This is a genomic window from Microlunatus aurantiacus, from assembly GCF_039536605.1.
GTDB classification, from domain to species: Bacteria; Actinomycetota; Actinomycetes; order Propionibacteriales; family Propionibacteriaceae; genus Microlunatus; species Microlunatus aurantiacus.
This window is the reverse complement of the sequence record NZ_BAAAYX010000020.1, coordinates 361,887-384,016: the sequence shown is the minus strand read 5'-3', so window position 1 is coordinate 384,016 and position 22,130 is coordinate 361,887. Positions and strand designations below refer to the sequence as shown.

Annotated in this window: 20 protein-coding genes, 1 tRNA gene and 1 pseudogene; 7 read left to right on the top strand and 15 right to left on the bottom strand. The window is 71.4% G+C overall.

Translation table 11 applies throughout. The features are described 5' to 3' along the window. Positions 1-27: 27 nt before the first annotated feature. Entirely contained in the window at positions 28-1,488 is a 1,461-nt protein-coding gene (locus ABD714_RS20140; protein WP_344814234.1) for a DEAD/DEAH box helicase, read from the top strand. 57 nt (positions 1,489-1,545) lie between these two features. Here ABD714_RS20140 and ABD714_RS20135 read toward each other — a convergent pair whose 3' ends face one another. After that, a complete protein-coding gene (locus tag ABD714_RS20135) occupies positions 1,546-2,361 on the bottom strand; it encodes a shikimate 5-dehydrogenase (protein ID WP_344814233.1) in 816 nt (271 codons plus the stop codon). A 14-nt stretch (positions 2,362-2,375) separates the two neighbouring features. Here ABD714_RS20135 and ABD714_RS20130 point away from each other — a divergent pair, with 14 nt between their 5' ends. Then, complete coding sequence (locus ABD714_RS20130) at positions 2,376-2,765, top strand: DUF1304 domain-containing protein (protein ID WP_344814232.1); 390 nt, start codon at positions 2,376-2,378, stop codon at positions 2,763-2,765. A 98-nt stretch (positions 2,766-2,863) separates the two neighbouring features. Here the strand turns inward: ABD714_RS20130 and ABD714_RS20125 are convergent, their stop codons facing one another. Next, entirely contained in the window at positions 2,864-3,286 is a 423-nt protein-coding gene (locus tag ABD714_RS20125) for an organic hydroperoxide resistance protein (RefSeq protein ID WP_344814231.1), read from the bottom strand. Between the two features lie 88 nt (positions 3,287-3,374). Continuing rightward, positions 3,375-3,821, bottom strand: a complete 447-nt coding sequence (locus ABD714_RS20120) for a MarR family winged helix-turn-helix transcriptional regulator (protein WP_344814230.1) — start codon at positions 3,819-3,821, stop codon at positions 3,375-3,377. An 88-nt stretch (positions 3,822-3,909) separates the two neighbouring features. Here ABD714_RS20120 and ABD714_RS20115 point away from each other — a divergent pair, with 88 nt between their 5' ends. The 4 genes from ABD714_RS20115 to ABD714_RS20100 all read left to right on the top strand — a co-directional run bounded on the left by ABD714_RS20115 (position 3,910) and on the right by ABD714_RS20100 (position 8,510). Next, positions 3,910-5,424 carry a carboxylesterase/lipase family protein gene (locus ABD714_RS20115; protein ID WP_344814229.1) on the top strand — a complete coding sequence of 505 codons (1,515 nt, stop codon included), beginning with the start codon at positions 3,910-3,912 and terminating at the stop codon, positions 5,422-5,424. A 58-nt stretch (positions 5,425-5,482) separates the two neighbouring features. Then, complete coding sequence (locus ABD714_RS20110; RefSeq protein ID WP_344814228.1) at positions 5,483-7,339, top strand: glycoside hydrolase family 3 protein; 1,857 nt, start codon at positions 5,483-5,485, stop codon at positions 7,337-7,339. A gap of 191 nt (positions 7,340-7,530) precedes the next feature. Next, complete coding sequence (locus ABD714_RS20105) at positions 7,531-8,088, top strand: hypothetical protein (protein WP_344814227.1); 558 nt, start codon at positions 7,531-7,533, stop codon at positions 8,086-8,088. After that, positions 8,085-8,510 carry a hypothetical protein gene (locus ABD714_RS20100; RefSeq protein ID WP_344814226.1) on the top strand — a complete coding sequence of 142 codons (426 nt, stop codon included), beginning with the start codon at positions 8,085-8,087 and terminating at the stop codon, positions 8,508-8,510. Before ABD714_RS20105 ends, ABD714_RS20100 begins: the two co-directional genes overlap by 4 nt. A gap of 133 nt (positions 8,511-8,643) precedes the next feature. On the opposite strand, the gene ABD714_RS20095 is transcribed toward ABD714_RS20100, so the two are convergent. From ABD714_RS20095 to dop, 9 genes are all read right to left on the bottom strand, one after another. After that, positions 8,644-8,717: transfer RNA gene (locus ABD714_RS20095), tRNA-Pro, on the bottom strand. A 146-nt stretch (positions 8,718-8,863) separates the two neighbouring features. Next, on the bottom strand, positions 8,864-10,348 hold the full coding sequence (locus ABD714_RS20090) for a hypothetical protein (protein WP_344814225.1): 1,485 nt from the start codon (positions 10,346-10,348) through the stop codon (positions 8,864-8,866). A 40-nt stretch (positions 10,349-10,388) separates the two neighbouring features. After that, positions 10,389-11,747 carry a ribosome biogenesis GTPase Der gene (gene der, locus ABD714_RS20085; RefSeq protein ID WP_344814224.1) on the bottom strand — a complete coding sequence of 453 codons (1,359 nt, stop codon included), beginning with the start codon at positions 11,745-11,747 and terminating at the stop codon, positions 10,389-10,391. Then, positions 11,744-12,499 carry a (d)CMP kinase gene (gene cmk / locus ABD714_RS20080; RefSeq protein ID WP_344814223.1) on the bottom strand — a complete coding sequence of 252 codons (756 nt, stop codon included), beginning with the start codon at positions 12,497-12,499 and terminating at the stop codon, positions 11,744-11,746. Before cmk ends, der begins: the two co-directional genes overlap by 4 nt. Positions 12,500-12,710: 211 nt before the next feature. Beyond that, positions 12,711-13,781, bottom strand: a complete 1,071-nt coding sequence (locus tag ABD714_RS20075; protein ID WP_344814222.1) for a prephenate dehydrogenase — start codon at positions 13,779-13,781, stop codon at positions 12,711-12,713. A 50-nt stretch (positions 13,782-13,831) separates the two neighbouring features. Beyond that, entirely contained in the window at positions 13,832-14,626 is a 795-nt protein-coding gene (prcA, locus tag ABD714_RS20070) for a proteasome subunit alpha (RefSeq protein WP_344814221.1), read from the bottom strand. Further along, the gene (prcB, locus tag ABD714_RS20065) at positions 14,623-15,495 is read right to left on the bottom strand and encodes a proteasome subunit beta (RefSeq protein ID WP_344814220.1); all 873 of its coding nucleotides are present in this window, start codon (positions 15,493-15,495) and stop codon (positions 14,623-14,625) included. Before prcB ends, prcA begins: the two co-directional genes overlap by 4 nt. Next, the gene (locus ABD714_RS20060) at positions 15,492-15,689 is read right to left on the bottom strand and encodes a ubiquitin-like protein Pup (protein WP_344814219.1); all 198 of its coding nucleotides are present in this window, start codon (positions 15,687-15,689) and stop codon (positions 15,492-15,494) included. The genes prcB and ABD714_RS20060 overlap by 4 nt, the downstream gene beginning before the upstream one ends. A gap of 150 nt (positions 15,690-15,839) precedes the next feature. Continuing rightward, the gene (gene dop, locus ABD714_RS20055) at positions 15,840-17,393 is read right to left on the bottom strand and encodes a depupylase/deamidase Dop (protein WP_344814218.1); all 1,554 of its coding nucleotides are present in this window, start codon (positions 17,391-17,393) and stop codon (positions 15,840-15,842) included. Between the two features lie 72 nt (positions 17,394-17,465). Here dop and ABD714_RS20050 point away from each other — a divergent pair, with 72 nt between their 5' ends. After that, positions 17,466-17,849 (top strand): DUF3054 domain-containing protein, encoded by a 384-nt coding sequence (locus ABD714_RS20050; protein WP_344814217.1) that lies wholly within the window; start codon positions 17,466-17,468, stop codon positions 17,847-17,849. A 177-nt stretch (positions 17,850-18,026) separates the two neighbouring features. Here ABD714_RS20050 and arc read toward each other — a convergent pair whose 3' ends face one another. From arc to ABD714_RS20035, 3 genes and pseudogenes are all read right to left on the bottom strand, one after another. After that, positions 18,027-19,757 (bottom strand): proteasome ATPase, encoded by a 1,731-nt coding sequence (gene arc, locus ABD714_RS20045; RefSeq protein WP_344814216.1) that lies wholly within the window; start codon positions 19,755-19,757, stop codon positions 18,027-18,029. 24 nt (positions 19,758-19,781) lie between these two features. After that, a pseudogene (locus ABD714_RS20040) lies at positions 19,782-20,726 on the bottom strand (tRNA (adenine-N1)-methyltransferase); the annotation flags it as partial. Beyond that, on the bottom strand, positions 20,698-21,993 hold the full coding sequence (locus ABD714_RS20035; protein ID WP_425562426.1) for an ABC transporter substrate-binding protein: 1,296 nt from the start codon (positions 21,991-21,993) through the stop codon (positions 20,698-20,700). The gene ABD714_RS20035 and the pseudogene ABD714_RS20040, both read right to left, overlap by 29 nt. Between the last annotated feature and the right edge of the window lie 137 nt (positions 21,994-22,130).

Below are 22,130 nucleotides of genomic sequence, written 5' to 3'. Positions count from 1 at the left end.
GAGACACCCACGAGAGTGACCACCTTCATGTCCAGTTCCACCTTCACCGGCCTCGGCCTGCCCGCGAGCCTGTCCCAGGTCCTCGCCGACCGCGGCATCATCACCCCCACCCCCATCCAGGCCGCCACCCTGGCCGACGCCATCGGGGGCCGGGACGTCCTCGGTCGCGGTCGCACCGGCTCCGGCAAGACGTACGCGTTCCTGCTCCCCCTGGTGGCCCGGCTGAGCGCCGACGGTCGCCGTCCGCAGCCCAACCGGCCCCGCGCGGTCATCCTCGCGCCGACCCGTGAGCTCGCCGTGCAGATCGACACCGCGCTCCAGCCGCTGGCCGCAGTGGCCAAGCTGACCAGCCGGACCATCTTCGGTGGTGTCGGGCAGCAGCCCCAGGTCGCCGCCCTGCGTCGCGGCGTCGACGTCCTCGTGGCCTGCCCCGGCCGGCTGGAGGACCTGGTCAAGCAGGGCCACTGCCGCCTCGACCAGGTCCAGATCACCGTCCTCGACGAGGCCGACCACATGGCCGACCTGGGCTTCCTGCCCGGGGTCACCCGGCTGCTGTCGCAGACGCCCAAGGACGGTCAGCGGATGTTCTTCTCCGCCACCCTCGACAGCGGCGTGGACGGTCTGGTCCGCAAGTTCCTCACCCGGCCCGCGATCCACCAGGCCGACTCGGCCGAGGCACCGGTGGCCAGCATGGAGCACCACGTCCTGCACGTCAGCGCCGGCACCCGCACCGAGGTGCTGGTCGACCTGGCGGCGGCGCCGGGTCGCACCGTGATCTTCACCAGGACCAAGTCCCGGGCCAAGACGCTGACCCGGCAGCTCAACGCCCGCGGCGTCCGCGCCACCGAGCTGCACGGCAACCTCAGCCAGAACGCCCGGACCCGCAGCATGGACGCGTTCCACTCGGGCCAGGTGCAGACGCTGGTGGCGACCGACATCGCCGCCCGCGGCATCCACGTCGACGACATCGAGCTGGTCGTGCACGCCGACCCGCCGGCCGAGCACAAGGCGTACGTGCACCGCTCCGGTCGGACCGCCCGCGCGGGCAAGGCCGGCACCGTGGTCACGCTGATGACCGACGAGCAGGTGCGTGACGTCCGGGCGCTGACCCGGGCCGCCGGCATCAAGCCGACCATGACCGTGGTGGACACCATCGCCCATCCAGTCCTGCAGGAGCTCGCCGCCGGCGAGCGCGTCTTCGAAGCTCCTATCGCCCCGCCGGTGGCCGACACCTCCGGTCGTGGCAACGGGCGCGGCGCGGGCAACGGCGGCGGGCGTCGCTCCGGCGGACGCTCCCGCTCGGGACCGGCGTCGGCACCGCGGGCCGGCGGCGCCGGCAGCCAGGGCGGCGCCGCGTCGGGCGGACAGAGCTCCGGCCGTGGCCGTCGTCCCGCGCGGGACGGCAACCGCGCTCCTGCGGCCGCCGGCTCGGCTGCGGGTTCGGGTCACAGCGCCAGCAGCTTCAGCCGCCGGGTCCGCTCCCGCTGACCACGGTCTGATCCTCGTCGACGACTCCCGGGTGCCCTTCGGCGCCCGGGAGTCGCGTCATTCCTGGCGGGAGAAGGCTGAGGCTCGGGCGACCTGCTCGGGGCTGATCGCCACCCCCGTGTAGCGCTCGAACTGGCGGGCGGCCTGCAGAGCGATCACCTCTGCGCCGCTGATCACCTGCTTGCCGGCCGCCCGGCCGGCGGTGATCAACGGGGTCTCGGCCGGGAAGGCGACCACGTCGAAGACGACCTCGGCCGCGGCCACCTGCTCGTCGTCGAAGGACTGGGCGGCGGCGTCGGACCCGTGCATGCCGAGTGGTGTGACGTTGACCAGCACCGCGGTGCCCGGTGCCGGCTCCGTGTCCCGCCACCGGTAGCCGTACTTCTCAGCCAGCGCCGACCCGGCGTCGGCGTTGCGGGCCAGCACGGTCAGGTCCGTGAACCCCGAGCCACGGAAGGCCGCGACCACCGCCTTGGCCATGCCGCCCGAGCCTCGGACCAGCACCGACGACCGCGGATCGACGGCCTGCTCGGTGAGCAGCTGGGCCACGGCCTCGTAGTCGGTGTTGGAGCCGGACAGCCGGCCACCGTCGTTGACGATCGTGTTGACCGACTCGATCGCGGCCGCCGACTCCTCCAGCTCGTCGATCAGGGCGATCACGTCCTCCTTGTACGGCATCGACACCGAGCAGCCGCGGATGCCCAGCGCTCGCACGCCGCGGACGGCCCCCTCGAGGTCGTCGGTGGTGAACGCCTTGTAGACGAACGGCAGACCGAGCTCGTCGTAGAGGAAGTTGTGGAAGCGCGTGCCCAGATTCGACGGCCGGCCGGCCAGCGAGATGCAGAGCGTCATGTCCTTGTGGAGGATCGGCATGGCAGCATTCTGGCGTGACCGTCATCGGACTCGTCCTCGCCTGCCTCGCCGCCGGCGTGCACGTCTACATCTTCTTCCTCGAGTCCCTCGCCTGGACGGGTGCGCGAGCGCGGGCCACCTTCGGCACCGGCTCGCCCGAGCAGGCCGAGCCCCTCAAGGAGCTGGCCTTCAACCAGGGCTTCTACAACCTGTTCCTGGCGGTGATCACCCTCATCGGGGTCGTGGCGACCGCGGCCGGTGAGCCGACCGTCGGCCTGACAATGATCTTCGTCGGCACCGGGTCGATGGTGGCCGCCGGGCTGGTGCTGCTGATCTCCAGTCCGGCCAAGGCGTCGGCGGCCCTCAAGCAGCTGACCGTGCCCGCCCTGGCCATCATCGCCCTGGTCATCGGTCTCGTCGTCTGATCACCCGAGGTGATGATCACTGTGGCCGCCGGGGATGGCGACGGGGCGGGCAGCGGTGCTCTCGCACCGCCACCCGCCCCGGTCACCGGTGGCCGTCCTCAGTCGTCGGAGACGCTGACCTTGACCTCGATGTTGCCGCGGGTCGCGTTGGAGTAGGGGCAGACCTGGTGAGCGGCGTCGGCCAGCTCCTGGGCCACTGTCGGGTCGACATCGGGGAGGACGACCTCGAGCTCGACGCCCAGCTGGAAGCCACCCTGTCCGTTCGGACCGATGTGCACGAGGGCGCCGACGGACGAGTCGTGGATGTCGACCTTCTTGGCCCGGGCCACGGCCTGCAGCGCCCCGTGGAAGCAGGCCGCGTAGCCCGAGGCGAACAGCTGCTCGGGGTTGCTGCCCGCACCGGAGCCGCCCATCGTCGTGGGGGTGGCCAGGTCGAGGTCGATGCGGCCGTCGGTGGAACGGACGTGACCGTTGCGGCCGCCTCCGGTCGACAGGGCCTCAGCGGTGTACAGGGTCTCCATGGTGTTCTCCTCGTGCGTGGTGATGGTGGTGGTCGTGATCTTGATCGTGATCGACGTGATGGTGCTCGGTGTGACGGTTCGGGCCCGGTCAGGACGCCCGTCGCTCGTGGGTGAGCTGCTTCATGTTCCGCGTGAGGCCCTGGAGCTGACGGATCAGCTCGGCCGGATCCGGGACGGCGCCGAGGAAGCTCGGCGTCAGGCAGCCGACCGCTGCGGCCACCGCGTCGTGCGTACGACGACCGTCCTCGGTGAGGGCGACGGTGACCGATCGCTCGTCGTCGACCCGACGCCGTCGGGTCACCAGCCCACGGCTCTCCATCCGTGTGAGCACGGGCGACAGCGTGCCCGAGTCCAGACCGAGCTCCTGGCCGATAACCGACACCGTTCGCGCGTCCCCGGCGAGCACGACCAGCACCAGGAACTGGGTGTAGGTCAGGTCCCACGGGCCGAGCACCTGGCGGTAGGCCTGTGTCGTCGCGTTGGCGGCCGAGTAGAGCGCGAAGCAGATCAGCTCGTCCACCCGCGATGTCGTCACGTCTGAATGATTGCGCACAATTCAGTTGTGCGCAATGTTGATCTGGTGTGACCTGCAGCGCACGGCCGGGGCCGGTACGCTGCCAGCGATGACTGGCACCGACGTCTCCGATCCCCTCGTCAGCTACGTCCAGGGCACGGCCCGGGGTGTCTGGCGCGACACCGGACCCGGCGGGCCGTACGCCCGCTCGGCCGCCTTCCTCGGACTGCCCTTCGCCGAACCGCCGGTGGGACCGCTCCGGTTCGGTGTCCCCGTCCCGGCCGGGACCTGGTCGGGTGTGCGGGACGCGACCGCGCACGGTCCCACCGCCCAGCGGCGGCAGCTCGCCGAGGTGACCGCGATCCCAGAGCCCTCCCTCCCGGGTGATGCCACCCTGAACGTCGACGTGTTCACCCCCGCCCCCGGCGATCGTGACGCGCGGTTGCCGGTCTTCGTCTGGATCCACGGCGGTGGCTACAAGGCCGGGTCCCCCGCCAGCCCGTGGTACGACGGTCGGGCGTTCAACCGGGACGGCGTGGTGACGGTGACGCTGTCCTACCGGTTGGGCTTCGACGGCTTCGGCTGGATCCCCGACGCCCCGCACAACCGCGGGCTGCTGGACCAGATCGAGGCGCTGCGCTGGGTGCGGCGCCACATCGCCGACTTCGGCGGCGACCCGGACCGGGTGACGATCGGCGGCCAGTCCGCCGGGGGCGGCTCGGTGTGGGCCCTGCTGGTCTCGCCCCGGGCCCGGGGTCTCTTCGCGGCGGGCATCAGCCACTCCGGGGCCCTGGACGTCCAGCCGCGCGCCGTCGCCGAGGCCAACGGCCGGGCACTGGCGGAGGCCGCCGGCGTGCCCTGGACGCGGGCGGGTCTGGCCACGCTGACCGAGGACCAGATCCTCGATCTGCAGGACACGATCGCGGTGGCACCACCCCCGAGCGACCTGGCCGCGGCGGTGGACGGCATCCTCACCACCGGCGGTGTCGGTCTGGCCTACCTGCCCTACGTCGACGGCGACGTCCTGGACCGCAGCGTGCCCGGGGCGCTGGCCGCCGGGGTCGCCACCGACGTCCCGGTGATCACCGGGACGACCGCGCACGAGTTCACCGGCGCCGGTCCCCAGCTCGCGCCGCTGCTGGCCACCGGCGACCTGGTCCGCGTGCTGGAGGCATCGCGCCTCGGTCCCCTGACGCAGCCGATCCTGACGGCGTACGGGGACCTCCCCGCCGGCCCGGCGTCGGTGCTGGCGCAGCTGATCACCGAGCTCACCTTCCGGGTCCCCCTGGTCACCTGGGCTGACCTGCGGGGGGACGCGCCGACCTGGGTGTACGACTTCCGCCTGCGACACCGCGACACCGGGCTGGCCGCCCACTGCGCCGAGCTGCCGTTCGCCTGGGACCTGCTGGACGCGCCGCAGGTGAAGGAGTCCTGCCACCCGGAACCCCCTCAGCAGCTGGCCGACCTGATGCACCGCGGCTGGGTCGCCTTCATCCATGATCATCGGGCCCCCTGGCCGACCTGGGGGCCGGACCGGCTGGCCGCGATCTTCGACCACGAGCCCGCCATCGGACCGGCGTTCGCCCTGGAGACCGAGATCGCGGCGACCCTCGGATCACGGTGACACTCCGCTCAGATCCTCAGCCGAACCCCTCAGATCCTCACCCGACAAGGACGACGACATGCCTGTGCCACAGCTGAAGACCCTGACCGCCGAGGACGGGACCGTCTTCCGGGATCTCGACCATGATCAGCGGATGGCGCCGTTCGAGGACGCGCGCCTGACGCCGGCCGAACGGGCCGAGGACCTGCTGGGCCGGTTGTCGCCGGCGGAGAAGGTCGGCCTCTTCTTCCACGACATCATCGAGGTGGGCCCCCAGGGCACGCTGATGGAAGGCGACGGTGCGGTGGCCCGCTCCTCGACCCGGCGGCTGGTGCTGGACAAGCTCATCAACCACGTCAACGTGCACGCGCTGCCGTCGCCCCGGGAGTCCGCGGAGTGGTCCAACGCCCTCCAGGAGCTGGCGGCCACCACCCCGCACTCGATCCCGGTGACGGTCAGCACCGACCCACGCCACTCGTTCGTCGAGAACAGCGGCGCAGCGTTCGCGGCCGGGGCGATGTCGGCCTGGCCGGAGCCGCTCGGACTGGCTGCCCTGGACGACCCCGAGCGCGTCCGGGAGTTCGCCGAGATCGCCCGCCAGGAGTACGTGGCCGTCGGCATCCGTTCCTCGTTGCACCCCCAGATCGACCTCGGCACCGAGCCGCGCTGGGGTCGGCAGTTCCACACGTTCGGCAACGACAGCTCGTTCGTCGCCGAGGTGGCGGCGGCCTACATCGAGGGCTTCCAGCTCGACCGTGGGCTCGGGCCGACCTCGGTGGCCACCATGGCGAAGCACTTCCCCGGTGGCGGTCCCCAGCTCGACGGGGAGGATGCCCACTTCCCGTACGGGCGGGAACAGGTCTATCCCGGAGGGCGGTTCGACGACCACCTGGTGCCGTTCCGTCGGGCCCTCGAGGCCGGAACCTCGGCGCTGATGCCCTACTACGGCATGCCGATCGGTCTGGAGCTGGACGGCGAGGCGGTCGAGGAGGTCGGCTTCGGCTTCAACCGGCAGATCCTGACCGGTTTGCTGCGCGAGCAGCTCGGTTTCGACGGCGTGATCTGCACCGACTGGGGTCTGGTCACCGGCACCACCGTCTTCGGCCGGCCCCTGCCGGCGCGGGCCTGGGGTGTGGAGCACCTCGACGAGCTGGACCGGCTGGTGAAGATCATCGACGCGGGCGCCGACCAGCTCGGCGGTGAAGCCCGGACCGAGCTGCTGCAGCAGGCTGTCGACCAGGGACTGATCAGCCCCGAGAGGGTGGACGCGTCCGTCCGGCGGCTGCTGCTGGTGAAGTTCCAGCTGGGTCTGTTCGACAACCCGTTCGTGGATCCCGACGTGGCCACCGAGGTCATCGGGCGCGAGGACTTCGTGCGGGCCGGGTTGCGCGCGCAGGCGGAGTCGATGGTGCTGCTGCACAACGGCACCGTGGACGGCGTCCCGACCCTGCCGGTGACCACGCCCCTGGCGGTCTACGTCGAGGGAGTGCCCGCCGAGGAGGCCGCCCGGCTCGGCGAGGTCGTCACCGACCCGGCCGAGGCGGACGTAGCCGTGGTCCGGCTGCCCGCCCCGTTCGACCCGCGCGACGACCTCTTCCTGGAGGGTTTCTTCCACCAGGGCTCGCTGGAGTACCGACCGGGACTGGTGGCACGGCTCCGGGCCATCGCCGCGGTGGCTCCTCTGGTGATCGACGCCAACCTCGAACGGCCGGCGATCCTGACCCCGTTCACCGAGTTCGCGGCGGCGATCCTGACCGACGTCGGCGCCTCGCCCGCCGCCCTCGTCGACGTTCTCTCCGGGACGGTCGCCCCCCAGGGTCGGCTGCCGTTCGAGATCCCACGTTCGACCGCGGCCGTCCGCGCCTCGCAGTCCGATGTGGCCGACGACAGTCAGGACCCGCTCTTCCCCCACGGCGCCGGGCTGACCTATGGCTGAGCCGCCGTCCGGGCCACAAGGACCTCGACGTTCATGTCTTTCACCATCGTCTGACGTGAGTCGTTCTCCGTTGTGCTCGTCGAGTTCCTAGGCCCCTGGGCCGAGGGATGTCATAGAGGTTCCACGGCGACACAGTGGTGCGCGAGCGTCCGAGCACGTATCAATCTCCGGGCCACAGTATCTTCACGGGTATGGCAGGCCTGGGCGCTGAGGAAAGACAGATCCTCGAGGACGTCGTCGGGCGGCGCATCGGCTATCGCGCCGACGCGAAGGCGCTCGTCGCCGCCTACCTCGCCGCCATGGAGCGGAACGCCTTCGCTCGCACCGTGCAGGTCGGACCCGTCCCGACGAGTCTGACCGCCGAAAGGTCAGCGGTCCTGATCGAGATCAGCCGGCAACTCCATCGCGTCATCGAAGACTTCGAGATCCAGGCCCTGTTCAGGGTGACTGCAGCGCAGGCGAGATCCATGCGCACGACTCTCCTGGCAACCTACAGCGACGATGCCGACGACCTGACGATCGACTGGTCACTCACGGGCGCAAAGAACCGCGGGCGCCGACGTGGGGACACCTTCGTCGGAACCGCCGTCGAGTTCACCACCGAAGATCGTCGCGATGCTTTCCTCGCATCCGCTCAACGGGTTGGCATCCACGTCGACGTCGTTCTCGGCGAAGCCAGCAGGCCTTGGCTCCTGCTCGTAGGGGATGAGTTCCCCGCCGCGAAACTACCCACGGCGAGCTCTCAGTGAGCACGGCAGATGTGGCCAAAGACCTGATCACGCTCGCGGGGGGCCCGTCGATCTTCGGCGTCGCTGCTCTCCTCGGCTTCTTGGCTTCGACGCTCGCCAAGACCGAGCGCGACCCTCGGAAAGGCTGGTACCTCCTGGGCGGAGGCTTGCTCCTCACCGGCTGGCTCGTGATGTTCATCGTCATCGCGGCCCCGACCGTCGTCGCGTCCTGGACCGCCACCGGTGTGGTGAGCCCGACCTTCGTGCTTCTGTCCGCCACCTGGCTGGTCACGATCGTGCTCACCATCGTGCTGGTGTCCCACACGCGTGCTGTCCTCGTCTACCTCACCGATTCCTACCCACCTGGAGCAGGGCCGAGGTCGGTCAAGCTCTTTCGGAGCCTCGTGACGAAGTCCTCACACGTGGTCTCCGCGCGAAGCTAGGGTCGCCGCCGGCAGGTGCTGATGGCGACGGCGGCTCCGGCCCTGGTGCCCGCGGGCCGGACCACCCAGGAAGAAGGGTCGAACCCACAACTCGTGGGTCCGACCCCTGTCGATGTCCTGAGACACCACGACGTCGGGCTGACAGGATTTGAACCTGCGACCCCGTGACCCCCAGTCACGTGCGCTACCAAGCTGCGCCACAGCCCGCTGCGGCCGTCCGGACGGGCCCGGCCACGAGGGGGAACTCTACTATGCCGAACCGCCGAGGGCGGAATCCGAACACGCCGTGGTCACGGGCTATCGGACGCAGTTGTCTCCGACATCGGTGACGATCACGTCCACAACGGCGTCCGTCAGCGTCGCGCCGCGCCCCAACCGAACAGTGCGGCCATCCCGAGGATGCTCCGGGGCGCGTACGCGGTGCGCCACAGACCCCCGTGCACGGCCGCGTAGGCCTCGTCCTGCCAGGGCTCGGCGTGAGCGGGTCCGCCGCCGGTGTGCAGGTCGTGGACGAGCAGAGCGGCCATCAGCACGTTCGCGGTGGCCGGCTCGAACACCTCGACCCCGAACCGGTGCGCCCCGGCGTACGCCGCCGCCAGTGCTCGGTTCTTGACCACGGAGCGGGTCCGGGTGGGCGGGGCCACGTTCAGGGACACCAGCCCGCCATCGTGGCGGGCCACCGTCGCGCGCCAGCGCTGGAGTCGTTTGGCCAGCGCGTAGTTGGGGCCCTGCTGCGGGATCAGGCTGTCGTTGATGCCGGGGTCGGCGCCCGCCACGTAGGACCGACGCAGCAAGCGGCCGCCGCTGAGGGTGCGCAGCGGCCGCCCCACCAGCTTGGCGGTGCCGGACCTGTCGTCGTACGCGCGGGTGGAGGCCCGCACCGCCGCCGACGGCACCGCGAACACGTCGGTGGGGGTGGCCAGGAACGCCAGCGCCGTGTCGGGTCGCTCCGCCAGCAGCCGGGTGCTCAGCACGTCCACGGCCGTCGCCACGCGCACGTTGGTCGCGCCGTCGGCGTAGACGTAGTTGCCGACCACGAGCTGGTCGGCGCCGGCCACCTCGGCGAGCCAGGCTGCGAGGGTCGGTGCGTCGGCCAGCAGGTCGGCGCCGGCGGTCCCGGGATCGGCCGTCCCCTCGACGAGCGTCGGCAGCAGGAGGCGACCGGCTCGTCGGTGCGCCTGGTCCAGCAGCCGGGTCCAGATCGCCGGCCGAGGCAGGTCGACCGCAGCCACCCGGGCGCCCCACCTGAGCATCGGCACCAGGGGTCCCATCTCGGCCCCGGCGCCGAGCACCGCGACCGTCCGACCCTCCAGGCGCAGCCAGTCCGGGTGGTCCAGCACGGCTCCGACGGCGTCGGCCACGGAGGGCTCCACCACCCCGGCGACGATCCACCGGTCGATCTGCCGTCGCAGCGCATCGCCGTGCAGGCGCCCACCCCGGAAGGGCAGGGAGAGCGCAGGCTCGGGCTCCCCCGCCCCGACCACCTCGGTCGTGGCGGGACGCTCGTCGTCGATCGGCCAGTCGGCCAGCGGCACCTCGCCGTCGTGCTGACGACACACCAGCCGGGAGGTCAGGCTGTCCAGTCCGGCCCGGGCGATCGTGACCGCGTCGCCCCCGACGCCGGCCTCGACCAGCCGCCGGAAGTGCACCAGGTAGTCGCTGCGCCAGGCGGTCTCCTGCCCGGCGGCCCGGGCGCCGGCGGGATCGACCGGACGCAGGGCGTCGGCGACCACCGCCCGACCAACGGCCGTGGTGCTGCGACGGCCCTGCGCGTCCCGGGGGAAGACCACGCCGTGCTGGTCATCGGTCTCGTGCTGCGTCGCCGTGGGGTCGCTCACGCGGTCATCCTGCCCGACCGCTGACGAGAACGCGCCGGTGTCAGCGGCTCTTCTTGCCCCTCTTCTCGCGCGCCCGCACCTGCAGGTGGACAGGAGTCCCGGTGAAGTCGAACTCCTCCCGCAACCGGCGCTCCACGAAGCGGAGGTAGCCGGCCTCGATCTGACCCGAGGTGAACAGGATGAAGGTGGGCGGACCGGCCTGGGCCTGGGTGCCGAACAGGATGCGGGGCTGCTTCCCGCCCCGGACCGGGTGCGGGTGGGCGGCCACGATCCGACCGAGGAACGCGTTCAGCTTGCCGGTGGAGATCCGCTTCTCCCAGTTCCCGAGCGCCTCGTCGATGGCCGGCTGCAGCCGGTCCACGTGCCGACCGGTCCCGGCGGAGATGTTCACCCGCGACGACCAGGCGAACTGGACGAGGTCCCGTTCGATCTCCCGGGTCAGGTAGCGGCGGCGTTCCTCGTCGGTCAGGTCCCACTTGTTGAAGGCGATCAGCAGGGCCCGACCCGCCTCCTCCACGGAGGTGAGGATGCGCAGGTCCTGCTCGGTGACGGGCTCGCTGGCGTCGATGACGACGACACAGACCTCGGCCCGTTCGATCGCGCCGTGCGTGCGCAGACTGGCGTAGTACTCGTGACCCGTCGCCTCCTTGACCCGACGGCGGATCCCCGCGGTGTCGATGAAGCGGTAGACGGTGCCGTTGACCTCCACGAGCTCGTCGACCGGGTCCACCGTGGTGCCCGCCGCGTTGTCGACCACCACCCGCTGCCGTCCGGCCAGGGTGTTCAGCAGGCTCGACTTGCCGACGTTGGGCTTGCCGACGATGGCGACCCGACGAGGACCGCCGACCTCCTCGTCGGTCTCCTTCGGGGCGGTGGGCAGGGACTCCAGGATGGCGTCGAGCAGGTCGCCGCTGCCCCGGCCGTGCAGAGCCGAGACCGCATACGGCTCGCCCAGCCCCAGGTTCCACATCTTGGCCGCCTCGGCCTCGGTCCGCGGGTCGTCGACCTTGTTGGCGGCGAGCACCACGGGCTTCTGGCTGCGCCGGAGGACGCGGACCACGGCCTCGTCCTCATCCATCACGCCGACGGTGGCGTCCACCACGAACACGACGGCGTCGGCCAGCTCGATGGCGATCTCGGCCTGTCCGGCGATCTGGGCCGCCATCCCGGTCGCGTCCGAGGCCCAGCCCCCGGTGTCGACCACCACGAACTGGCGGCCGTTCCACAGCGCGTCGTAGCTCACCCGGTCCCGTGTCACCCCGGGCACGTCCTGGACGACCGCCTCGCGGCGGCCGAGGATGCGGTTCACCAGCGTCGACTTGCCCACGTTCGGGCGGCCGACCACGGCGACCACCGGCGGGATCTCGTGGGTGGCGGTGCCGACCTCGTCGGCGGTCATCGGGACACCGCCGAGGAGCTCGCGCCGGTCGACACGGTCGGTCGCGACGTCGGCGCCAGGTCGGCGATCCGGTCGATCACCTCCGACAGCGTGAGGTGGGTGGAGTCGACGACCACCACGCCGTCGGCGGCCTCGGTGAACTGGGCCACCGTCGAGTCGTCCCGATCACGTCGGATCACCTGGTCGGTCACCTCGGAGCTGGTCACCCGCTCCCCCAGCTCGGCCTGGCGGCGCGCCACCCGGGCCTGGGGATCGGCGACCAGCAGCACCCGTACGGGGGCCTCGGGTGCCACCACGGTGGTGATGTCGCGACCCTCGGCCACGATCCCCTGCGCGGCGGAGCCGATGATCGACTGCTGCCGGGCGACCAGGTCGGCCCGGACAGCGAGGTTGGTGGCCACGGCGCTGACTGCGGCGGACACGACCGGCTCACGGATCGCCTCGGTGACGTCGGTGCCGTTGATGCTGATGGTCGGCCGGGCGGGATCCAGCGCGATGGCGATGTCGGCGGACCCGACCAGGGCGGCGACGGCGTCGGTGTCGCCCGCCTCGACGTCGGAGTGCAGCACCAGCCAGGTGGCGGCGCGGTACATCGCGCCGGTGTCGAGGAAGGCGAGGCCGAGCTTCTGTGCCACTCCTCGCGCGGTGCTCGACTTGCCCGACCCGCTCGGGCCGTCGATCGCGACCACCAGCGGGGTCGTCACCGCCTCAGGGCGTTCGGGGGCAACGGAAGGGGCATGACGGTCGGGCATCCCGCCAGACTACCGGGCCTGTGTCGTCCTCACTCGCTGCTCACTACGCGCCGGATGGCTCTCACTTCCCTCCTCGGCTCGCAGACGAAAAGCGTGTCTGCTCGCTCGTCGGTCCAGAGAGAGCCGGGCGCTTCGCTCGCGGTCGCTCGCCAGGGGGTCGTCCTCACTCGCTGCTCACTACGCGCCGGAGTGCGGGCGCTAGTGAGGTGAGTCAGGGCTGGACGTCCCATCCCTGGGCGGTCATCAGGTCGGACAGCCCGGCGGCAGCCCCGGGCTCGACCGACAGCGCCAGGTAGCCGACCTGCCGGTTCTGGTCGTGGTCGATGGTCACGTCCTCGACGTTGACCCCGGCCCGGTCGACGTCGGCGAACAACCGGGCCAGGGCACCGGGGGCGTCCGGGATCTCGATGACCACCTGACGGTAGGCGACCGAAGGGGCTCCGTGCTTGCCGGGGATCCGTCGGGTGCCGGCCACCCCACGGGCCAGGCGGGTGCGCAGCGCTGCGGCGTCGCGGTGGCCGTCCGGCGGGGTGGCCGCTCCCTGCTCGATCGCGCCGATCAGGGCGGCGAGGTCGTCGCGCACCTGCTGGAGCTCGGCCAGGACCGCTGTGGCGTTGGCGGTCAGGATCTGCTCCCACAGTCCCGGGTCGCTGCCGGCGATCCGGGTCACGTCGCGCAGCCCGGGACCGGCCAGGGCCAGATCCTGCTCGCCGACGGTGGTCAGGTGGCCGGCGGTCAGCACCGACATCAGGTGCGGCAGGTGCGACACGCGCGCCACCGCGGCGTCGTGGTCGTCGACGTCCATGGTCACCGTGCGGGCACCACAGGCCAGGGCCAGCGCGGTGACGGCGCGGACGGCGTCCGGGTCGGAGCGCCGGTGCGGGGTGATCACCCAGGTCCGGTCGGCGAAGAGGTCGCCCCGGGCGCCGGTCGGGCCGGAGTGCTGGGTGCCGGCCATCGGGTGCGAGCCCACGTAGCGGTGCAGGTCGCGGTGACCCCAGACGGTGGCCAGCACCTCCGCCTTGACCGAGCCCACGTCGGTGACCGTGGCGTTCGGGTAGGTCTCCAGGGCCTCGCGGACGACGACCGACAGGGCCCGCGGCGGCACCGCCACCACCACGAGGTCCACGTGCTCCACCGGCGGCGGGGTGAGCGAGCCGGAGCCGAGGGTCTCCGCCACCCGGGCGTGGCTCGACTTGGCGTCGCGGAGGTGGACCGGCCAGCCCCGGGCGGTCAGGGCGCTGCCGATGGAGGCACCGATGAGGCCGACCCCGACCACCATCACGCGGGGGTGGTCCGTGGGGGGCGCCGGCCGGTCGGGTCGGCCGGTGGTCACCCCTCGGGCTGCCTGAGGTCGGTCTCGTGCAGCTCGGCCGGCGGGACGGCCGGCGGGGCCTCGGGGCCGGGATCGGGCGGGACGGTCCCGTCGGTGAGCAGCCGGGTCAGCCAGTCGCCCTTGATCCGCCGGAACTTGCGCGGCAGGGCTCGGCTGCGGTCGAGGACGGCGACCTCCAGGGCCGAGGCCCCCAGCTCGCGCGGGGCCGCGTTGGGCCCGCCGTCGGTGGCGAGGGACCGCACGGCCAGCTGGACGGCGGCGGCGAGCCCTAGGCCCGCCCGGTAGCCCGCGCGGACCGTCTCGGTGATCGCCTCGGCCGAGCCACCCATCACGGCGTAGCCGTTCTCGTCGGCCACCGAGCCGTCGTAGGTCAGCCGGTAGATCTGGTCGGTCTCCGCGGTCGGACCCAGCTCGGCGACGACGATCTCCACCTCGTACGGCTTCTCGCCGCCGGAGGAGAAGATGGTGCCCAGCAGCTGCGCGTACGCGTTGGCCAGCCCCCGCCCGGTGACGTCGGTCCGGTCGTAGCTGTAGCCGCGCAGGTCCGCGTACCGGATGCCGGCGGTCCGCAGGTTCTCGAACTCGTTGTAGCGACCGACCGCGGCGAACCCGAGCCGGTCGTAGATCTCGCTCACCTTGTGCAGGGCCTGCGACCGGTTCTCGGCGACGAACAGGATGCCGTCGGCGTAGCGCAGCACGATGACCGAGCGACCGCGGGCGATCCCCTTCCGGGCGAAGTCCGCCCGGTCCTTCATCTGCTGCTCGGGGGCGACGTAGAACGGCATGCTCACAGCAGTGGTGCTCCTGGTCCGTCGGGGCGCTGCATCCGGGCGGCGACCACCTGGTCGACGATGGCGGCGATCTGGTCGTCGGCCACCCGCTGCACGCCGACGGCGGTCGCGGTCATCACGATCGGGAAGATCCGCCGGGTGAGGTCCGGGCCGCCGGTGGCCGAGTCGTCGTCCGACGCGTCGTACAGCGCCTGGATGACAGCGGTCGCCGCCTCGGCGGCAGTGAGGTCGGGCCGGTAGAGCTTCTTGAGCGAGCCGCGGGCGAAGACCGACCCGGAGCCGACCGAGAAGAAGGCCTGCTCCTCGTAGCGACCGCCGGTGGCGTCGTAGGAGAAGATCCGTCCCTCCTCGCGGGCCAGGTCCCAGCCGGCGAAGAGCGGGACCACGACGAGACCCTGCATGGCCAGCCCCAGGTTCTGCCGGATCATCGTGGCCAGCCGGTTGGCCTTGCCGACCAGGGACAGCGGGGCGCCCTCGATCTTCTCGTAGTGCTCCAGCTCCAGCTGGAACAGGCGCACCATCTCCACCGCCAGACCGGCCGACCCGGCGATGCCGATGATCGAGAACTCGTCGGCCGGGTAGACCTTCTCGATGTCGCGCTGGGCGATCATGTTGCCCATCGTGGCCCGGCGGTCGCCGGCGACGACGACGCCACCGGGGAACGTCGCGGCCACGATCGTCGTGCCGTGCGGCGCCAGGTCTGTGGGCACGGTGCCGCCGACACCGGTGCGGGAGCCGGGCAGCACATTGGGCGCGACCGCTTCGGCGAAGTCGGAGAACGAGGACGTGCCGGCCTGGAGGAAGGCCGGCGGAAGACCAGCGCCGTGAAGCGGGGCGTGGCCGTGCGGGGGCGTCAGACGGTCGGTCACTGCCCGCCCTTCTGCACGAAGGAGCGCACGAACTCCTCGGCGTTGCTCTCCAGGACGGAGTCGATCTCGTCCAGCAGGGAGTCCACGTCGGCGTCCAGCTCGGCCTTGTGGGCGGTGTCGGCGGGGGTCAGCTCCTCGTCGGTCTCGGTCTGCGACTGACGGGTCCTGCTCCGGCTCTGCTCCGACTCAGGCATCGCGCACCTCCTGCGCCTCGATGGGGCTGTTGCGACCGTCGATGAGGTCGGCGGTCGACCGATGTCCCCAGCCTAGTGCGGCGGTCTGACAGGGATCGGGAAGTGAGACGGGCCGTCGCGGGAGGGCGGGCCGCCCGGCGGCCCGGACGGTCAGCGGTCCAGGTTCTCGAACAGCTCGACCACGTCCGCGCTGGCGTCGATGATCGCCCCGACCTGGGCCCGGGTGCCCTTCAGGGGGTCGAGCAGCGGGAGCCGTTGCAGCGCGGGTTTGCCGGGCACCTCGAAGATCACCGAGTCCCAGGAGGCGGCGACCACGGCGGGCCCGTACTTCTCCATCACCCGGCCCCGGAAGTACGCCCGGGTGTCGGTCGGCGGCTGCAGCCGCGCCCGCTCGACCTCGTCGTCGGTGATCAGCCGGCGCATCCGACCCTTGCGCACCAAGGCGGCGAACAGACTCCGCCGGGGGTCGACGTCGCAGTACTGCAGGTCGATCAGGGCCAGCTTCGGCGAGGCCCAGCCGAGGCCGTCCCGGTCGCGATAGGACTCCATCAGCTGCAGCTTGGCCACCCAGTCGAGCTGGTCGGCCAGCTCGGCCGGGTCCCGGCGCAGGGCGTCGAGCGTGTCCTGCCAGCGGGTGAACAGGTCCTTGGCCTCGATCTGCGCCGGCTCGGGCAGGTCGCCGGCCCGCAGCTCGAAGCAGGCCCGAGCCGCCTCGAGGTAGGTCTCCTGCAGGTCCATGGCGGTCATCCGGCGACCGTCGACCAGCGTCAGCAGGTGACGGCAGGTCGGGTCGTGGCTGATCGCCCGCATCGTCGGCACGGGCTGGTCGACCCGGACGGTGGCCGGCACCAGACCGGCCTCGATGGCCCGCAGCACCCAGGCCGCCGTGCCGACCTTCAGGTAGGTCGAGATCTCCGACAGGTTCGCGTCGCCGGTGATCACGTGCAGCCGGCGGTGCCGGGCGGCGTCCGCGTGCGGTTCGTCGCGGGTGTTGATGATCGGCCGGTTCAGGGTCGTCTCCAGGCCCACCTCGGCCTCGAAGAAGTCGGCGCGCTGGCTGATCTGGAAGCCCGCCTGCTGGCTGGACTGGCCCACCCCGACGCGACCGGCGCCGGTGACCACCTGGCGGGAGACCAGGAACCCGGTGAACTGGGTCACCACCCGGTCGAACGGCGTGCTGCGCTCCAGCAGGTAGTTCTCGTGCGTCCCGTACGAGGCGCCCTTGCCGTCGGTGTTGTTCTTGTAAAGCCGGACCGGGCGGCCGAGGCTCTGGCCGGCCTGCTCCGCGGCGATCGCCATCACCGCGTCGCCCGCCTTGTCGTAGCGGACCGCGTCGAGGGCGTTGGTGACCTCGGGCCCCGAGTACTCCGGGTGCGCGTGGTCGACGTAGAGCCGCGCGCCGTTGGTCAAGATCACGTTCGCCATGCCCAGGTCGGCGTCGGTGAGCTGGTCGGGATGGGCCTGGTGGCGACTGATCTCGTACCCCCTGATGTCCCGCAGCGGGGTCTCGGTCTCGTAGTCCCAGCCGGCCGGCTGGGCGGTGGTGGCCCAGCCGTAGCCCTTCACCACGTGGTTGGACAGCTGCATCGGGTGCAGATCCTCGCCGGGCGCCTGACCGAGGGCGGAGATCCCGTACTCGGTCTCGATCCCCATCACCCGCAGGACCGGCGGCAACCCGGGTGTCGACCCGGCCGAGGCAGTCATCGGGCCAGCCTAGTTGGGCGAGTTTTCTGAATCGGTTCACCGAGGCGCGCCGGGCGCGTAGTCTTCAACGCCGTGAAGGCACTTCCCGCCCTGGTGGTCGACGTGGTCGCCGTCGTGGTGTTCGCGATCCTGGGTCGCAGCAGCCACGACGAGGCCGACACGTTCCTCGGCGTGCTCGGGACCGCCTGGCCGTTCCTGGCGGGTGCTGTCATCGGGCACGCGGTCTGCCAGGTGGTGGCCGGGCTCCGTGGTGACCCGACGGGCTGGCGTCCGGGCCTGGCGGTCTGGGCCGGCACCCTGGTCCTCGGCATGCTCCTGCGCGTCGCCTCCGGCGACACCGCCGCCTGGTCCTTCGTCATCGTGGCGTCCATCGTCCTCGCCGTCTTCCTGCTCGGCTGGCGCACAGTCCTCCGCCTGATCCGTCGCGCCCGCACCCGCAGCACCGCCTCGGTCTAAGCCCGGAGCCTCAGCGAAAGCAGCGGAACCCGCAACCTTCGGACTGCCATGGACCCAGCGCAGCGGAAGGTCGCGCGACGAGGAGTGCAGGAGGACGCGGTCCGGGACACGCTTTTCGTCCCGAACCGCAACTGACGAACGAGTCGTCCAGAGCGCGACCGAGCAGCGCTCTGGGTTCTAGAGATACTGCCCGGTGTTGGAGACCGTGTCGATGGAGCGACCGGGGTGGTTGCCCTTCTTCGTGCTGATCAAGGTCCGGATGAACACGATCCGCTCACCCTTCTTGCCGCTGATCTTGGCCCAGTCGTCGGGGTTGGTGGTGTTGGGCAGGTCCTCGTTCTCGGCGAACTCGTCCACGCACGCCTGCAGCAGGTGGCCGACGCGGATGCCCTTGACCCCCGTGTCGAGCAGGTCCTTGATCGCGGTCTTCTTGGCCCGGTCGACGATGTTCTGGATCATCGCGCCGGAGTTGAAGTCCTTGAAGTAGAGGACCTCCTTGTCGCCTCCGGCGTAGGTGACCTCGAGGAACTGGTTCTCGTCCGACTCGTCGTACATGCGCTCGACGGTGCGGTCGATCATGCCCCGCACGGTGGCCTGTCGATCGCCGCCGAACTCGTCCAGGTCCTCGTGGTGCAAGGGAAGCGTGGGTGTGAGGTACTTGCTGAAGATCTCCCGGGCGGCCTCGGCGTCGGGGCGCTCGATCTTGATCTTCACGTCCAGCCGGCCCGGTCGCAGGATGGCCGGGTCGATCATGTCCTCGCGGTTGGAGGCGCCGATGATGATCACGTTGTCGAGTCCCTCGACGCCGTCGATCTCGCTCAGCAGCTGCGGCACGATGGTGTTCTCCACGTCCGAGGACACCCCCGAGCCGCGGGTCCGGAACAGCGAGTCCATCTCGTCGAAGAAGACGATCACCGGCATCCCGTCGGACGCCTTCTCCCGGGCCCGCTGGAAGACCAGGCGGATGTGCCGCTCGGTCTCACCGACGTACTTGTTCAGCAGCTCTGGGCCCTTGATGTTCAGGAAGAAGCTGCGTCCTTCCTGACCGGTGTGCTCGGTGACCTTCTGGGCCAGCGAGTTGGCCACGGCCTTGGCGATCAGGGTCTTGCCGCACCCGGGCGGACCGTAGAGCAGGATCCCCTTCGGCGCCTTGAGCTCGTGCTCGGCGAACAGCTCCTTGTGCAGGAACGGCAGCTCGACCGCGTCCCGGATGGCCTCGATCTGGTTCCCGAGGCCGCCGATCACCGAGTAGTCGATGTCCGGCACCTCCTCCAGCACCAGCTCCTCGACCTCCAGCTTGGGCACCCGCTCGAAGGCGAACGACACCCGGCGGTCCACCAGCAGCGAGTCACCGGACCGGATCGGCTGCTGCTTCAGCCTGGTCGCCAGCCGGACGATCTGCTCCTCGTCGCCGTGCCCGATGACCAGGGCCCGGTCGCCGTCCTCGAGGATCTCCTTCAGGAGCACCACCTCGCCGACGTCGGTGAACTCCTGGACCCCGACCACGTTCAGCGCCTCGTTGATGAGCAGCTCGCGACCGGGCTCGAGACCGTCCAGCTCCACGTCGGGACTCACGCTGACCCGCATCTTGCGGCCGGAGGTGTAGATGTCGGCGGTCTTGTCCGGCGCCTCGGCCACGAAGACGCCGAAGCTGGCCGGCGGCTGGGCGAGCCGGTCCACCTCGGTCTTGAGCGACACGATCTGGTCACGGGCCTCCCGCAACGTGGCGGCGAGCCGTTCGTTGTTGGCGGCGGTGGTGCGGGCGTCGGTCCGGGCGTCGGCCAGGCGTCTCTCCAGCACGGCGATGTCGTGGGGGTGGGAAGCCGTACGCTCCCGCATCCGCTCCAGCTCAGCGCGGAGCAGGGCCAGCGTCGACTCACGGTCGTCGGGACGGTCGGTCGATGTCATCGAGCACCTCCTAGACGCATGACCCTACCCGCGATCACCACGCGGTCCCGTGTAATCCTCGCCATACGCGCCGGGCGCCGGGCGGCGCCGCCGGGCCGGGGCCACGACCCCGGGCGCCAGCCGCCGGGCGAAGATCAGGAAGCCGGTGTGGCCGACCATGGCGTGCTGCGGTCGGACGGCCAGCCCCTCGGCGTGCCACCCCCGGACCAGCGACTCCGTCGCCTCCGGCTCGGTGAAGCCCGTGTGGATGCGGATGGTCTCCACCGTGCGGGCCAGCTGGGTGGTGGTGGCCACGTACGCGCAGAGCACGCCGCCGGGCACCAGCACCTCGGCGACGGCGTCGACGCAGTCCCACGGCGCGAGCATGTCGAGCACGACCCGGTCGACCTGACCCGGCGGGTCGGCGGCCAGTCGCTCCACCAGGTCGCCCACCCGCAGGTCCCAGCCCGGGTGCGGACCGCCGATGAAGTTCTGCACGTTCGTGGCGGCGATGGCGGCGAAGTCGTCGCGGCGTTCGTACGAGATCAGCCGACCGGTGGGGCCGATGGCCCGCAGCAGGGAGATGGTCAGAGCCCCCGAGCCGACGCCGGCCTCGATCACCCGGGCCCCGGGGAAGACGTCCGCCCCGCCGACGATCTGGGCCGCGTCCTTCGGGTAGACCACGGCGGCGCCGCGGGGCATGGCCACCGTCACGTCGGCCAACAGCGGTCGCAGCGCCAGGTACGCGGTGCCGCCGTGGGAGTGGACCACCACGCCCTCGGGGCCCCCGAGCAGGTCGTCGTGCGGGATGCCGCCCTTGCTGGTGTGGAACACCCCACCCTCGGCCAGCAGCACGGAGTGCTTGCGTCCCTTGGCGTCGGTCAGCGTGACCCGCTCCCCGGGCCGCAGCGGGCCCGACCCCACACCGGCGTACGCCCGCGGGTCCTGATCGAACTCGGTCTCATCCTGCACGGAACATCCCCCACAATCCCAGCTGCCACCCGGGCCCGAACGAGTTCGCCGGGACCTCCACCTTCGGTGCGGTGAACACGTACTCGTCGGACTGGGTCAGCGGCAGCAGCACCAGGTCGCTGGCGGCCTGGCGCTGCAGGCTGGCCATCGCCCTCGTGGCGTCGGCCTCCTCGCCGATCCCCGCGCCCCGGTACTGGCGCTCCAGCTCGGCGACGTCGCCCGCGCTCGCCGGCAGCGGGGCCTGCAGATAGGGCTGCAGCCACGCCAGTCCCGTCGACGTCCAGGCCTTGCGGTCCAGCACCATCAGATCGGGCGGATCGGCGTCGGCGGTGGGGTCGACGGCGCGCAGCCGCACGCTCATCCCGCCGCTGTCCTCCAGCCGGGTCCGGACCTGGGTGGCGATGTCGCGCCCGTCGGGCATGGTCGGGTCGTAGCCGAGGGTGAGCCGGATCTGGTTCGACCAGGTCACGTCGGGCTTGGTGCTGCCCCCCAGCGGGAAGGCGCTGATGTGGTTGGGGATCCCGCCGGGCACCAGGGAGTCCAGCGTCCGGTCGCCCTGCAGCGACACCGCGATGGCGTTACGCAGGTCCCCGTCGGTGCGCCGCTTCGCCTGCGCCGACCAGGCCAGCATCAGCACCCGGGTGCCCGTCTGCGTCTGCATCCCGTAGCCGGCGTCGGTGGTGCCGTCGCCGTTGACGGTCACCTGCCGGGTGTAGCGGGTGATCGCGGCCGCACTGAGACCGCGCCAGACCACGTCCGCCGTGCCGGTGTTCACCGCGTCCTCCAGGGCCGCGGAGTCGGCGACCGTCCGGTAGAGCACCACGTCCATCCGGGCCGGGGTGCGTCCGACGTAGGTCGCGTTCCGCTGCAACCGGAGCTCGTCGTCGGCGAGGCTGGTGACGGCGAAGGGGCCGGAGCCGACGATCGGCTGGTCGCGCGGGCGCACCTCGTCGGCGTCGTAGACCTCTTCGTCCACGATCGACGCGGCCGGAGAGGCGAGGGCCCAGCCGAACTGGGTGTCGACGCGGCTCAGCACGAACCTGACGGTCGACGGGTCGGGGGTGTCGATCCGCCGCAGGGTGGACAGCAACGGGGCGGACGAGCCCGGCACGTCCAGGCGCAGGGCTCGCTGGATGCTGAACTTCACGTCGCTGGACGTCAGCTCGTGACCGTTGTGGAAGACCAGGTTCGGGTTCAGCGTGCAGGTGTAGACGGTGTCCGCGGTGAACAGGCAGTCCTTGGCGGCGTCGGGCTTCAGCACGGCCTGACCCGGCTCCGCCGTCATCAGCCGCTGGAACACGTTGAGCGAGAGGACCACCGAACCCGGGTCGGTCATCGCGGCCGGGTCGGTCTGTCGGACGGGGTCGGTGGAGAGCACGGTCAGCGGCGTCGCCGTCGGCGTGCTCTGCGACGGCCCGGGTT

What these genes read in the sequence shown, in the direction of transcription:
- ABD714_RS20140 (WP_344814234.1), top strand. Translation starts at nt 28, where the DNA reads ATGTCCAGTTCCACCTTCACCGGCCTCGGCCTGCCCGCGAGCCTGTCC.
- ABD714_RS20135 (WP_344814233.1), bottom strand. Translation starts at nt 2,361, where the DNA reads ATGCCGATCCTCCACAAGGACATGACGCTCTGCATCTCGCTGGCCGGC.
- ABD714_RS20125 (WP_344814231.1), bottom strand. Translation starts at nt 3,286, where the DNA reads ATGGAGACCCTGTACACCGCTGAGGCCCTGTCGACCGGAGGCGGCCGC.
- ABD714_RS20115 (WP_344814229.1), top strand. Translation starts at nt 3,910, where the DNA reads ATGACTGGCACCGACGTCTCCGATCCCCTCGTCAGCTACGTCCAGGGC.
- ABD714_RS20110 (WP_344814228.1), top strand. Translation starts at nt 5,483, where the DNA reads ATGCCTGTGCCACAGCTGAAGACCCTGACCGCCGAGGACGGGACCGTC.
- ABD714_RS20105 (WP_344814227.1), top strand. Translation starts at nt 7,531, where the DNA reads ATGGCAGGCCTGGGCGCTGAGGAAAGACAGATCCTCGAGGACGTCGTC.
- der (WP_344814224.1), bottom strand. Translation starts at nt 11,747, where the DNA reads ATGACCGCCGACGAGGTCGGCACCGCCACCCACGAGATCCCGCCGGTG.
- cmk (WP_344814223.1), bottom strand. Translation starts at nt 12,499, where the DNA reads ATGCCCGACCGTCATGCCCCTTCCGTTGCCCCCGAACGCCCTGAGGCG.
- ABD714_RS20075 (WP_344814222.1), bottom strand. Translation starts at nt 13,781, where the DNA reads ATGGTGGTCGGGGTCGGCCTCATCGGTGCCTCCATCGGCAGCGCCCTG.
- ABD714_RS20060 (WP_344814219.1), bottom strand. Translation starts at nt 15,689, where the DNA reads ATGCCTGAGTCGGAGCAGAGCCGGAGCAGGACCCGTCAGTCGCAGACC.
- dop (WP_344814218.1), bottom strand. Translation starts at nt 17,393, where the DNA reads ATGACTGCCTCGGCCGGGTCGACACCCGGGTTGCCGCCGGTCCTGCGG.
- arc (WP_344814216.1), bottom strand. Translation starts at nt 19,757, where the DNA reads ATGACATCGACCGACCGTCCCGACGACCGTGAGTCGACGCTGGCCCTG.
- ABD714_RS20035 (WP_425562426.1), bottom strand. Translation starts at nt 21,993, where the DNA reads ATGACGGCGGAGCCGGGTCAGGCCGTGCTGAAGCCCGACGCCGCCAAG.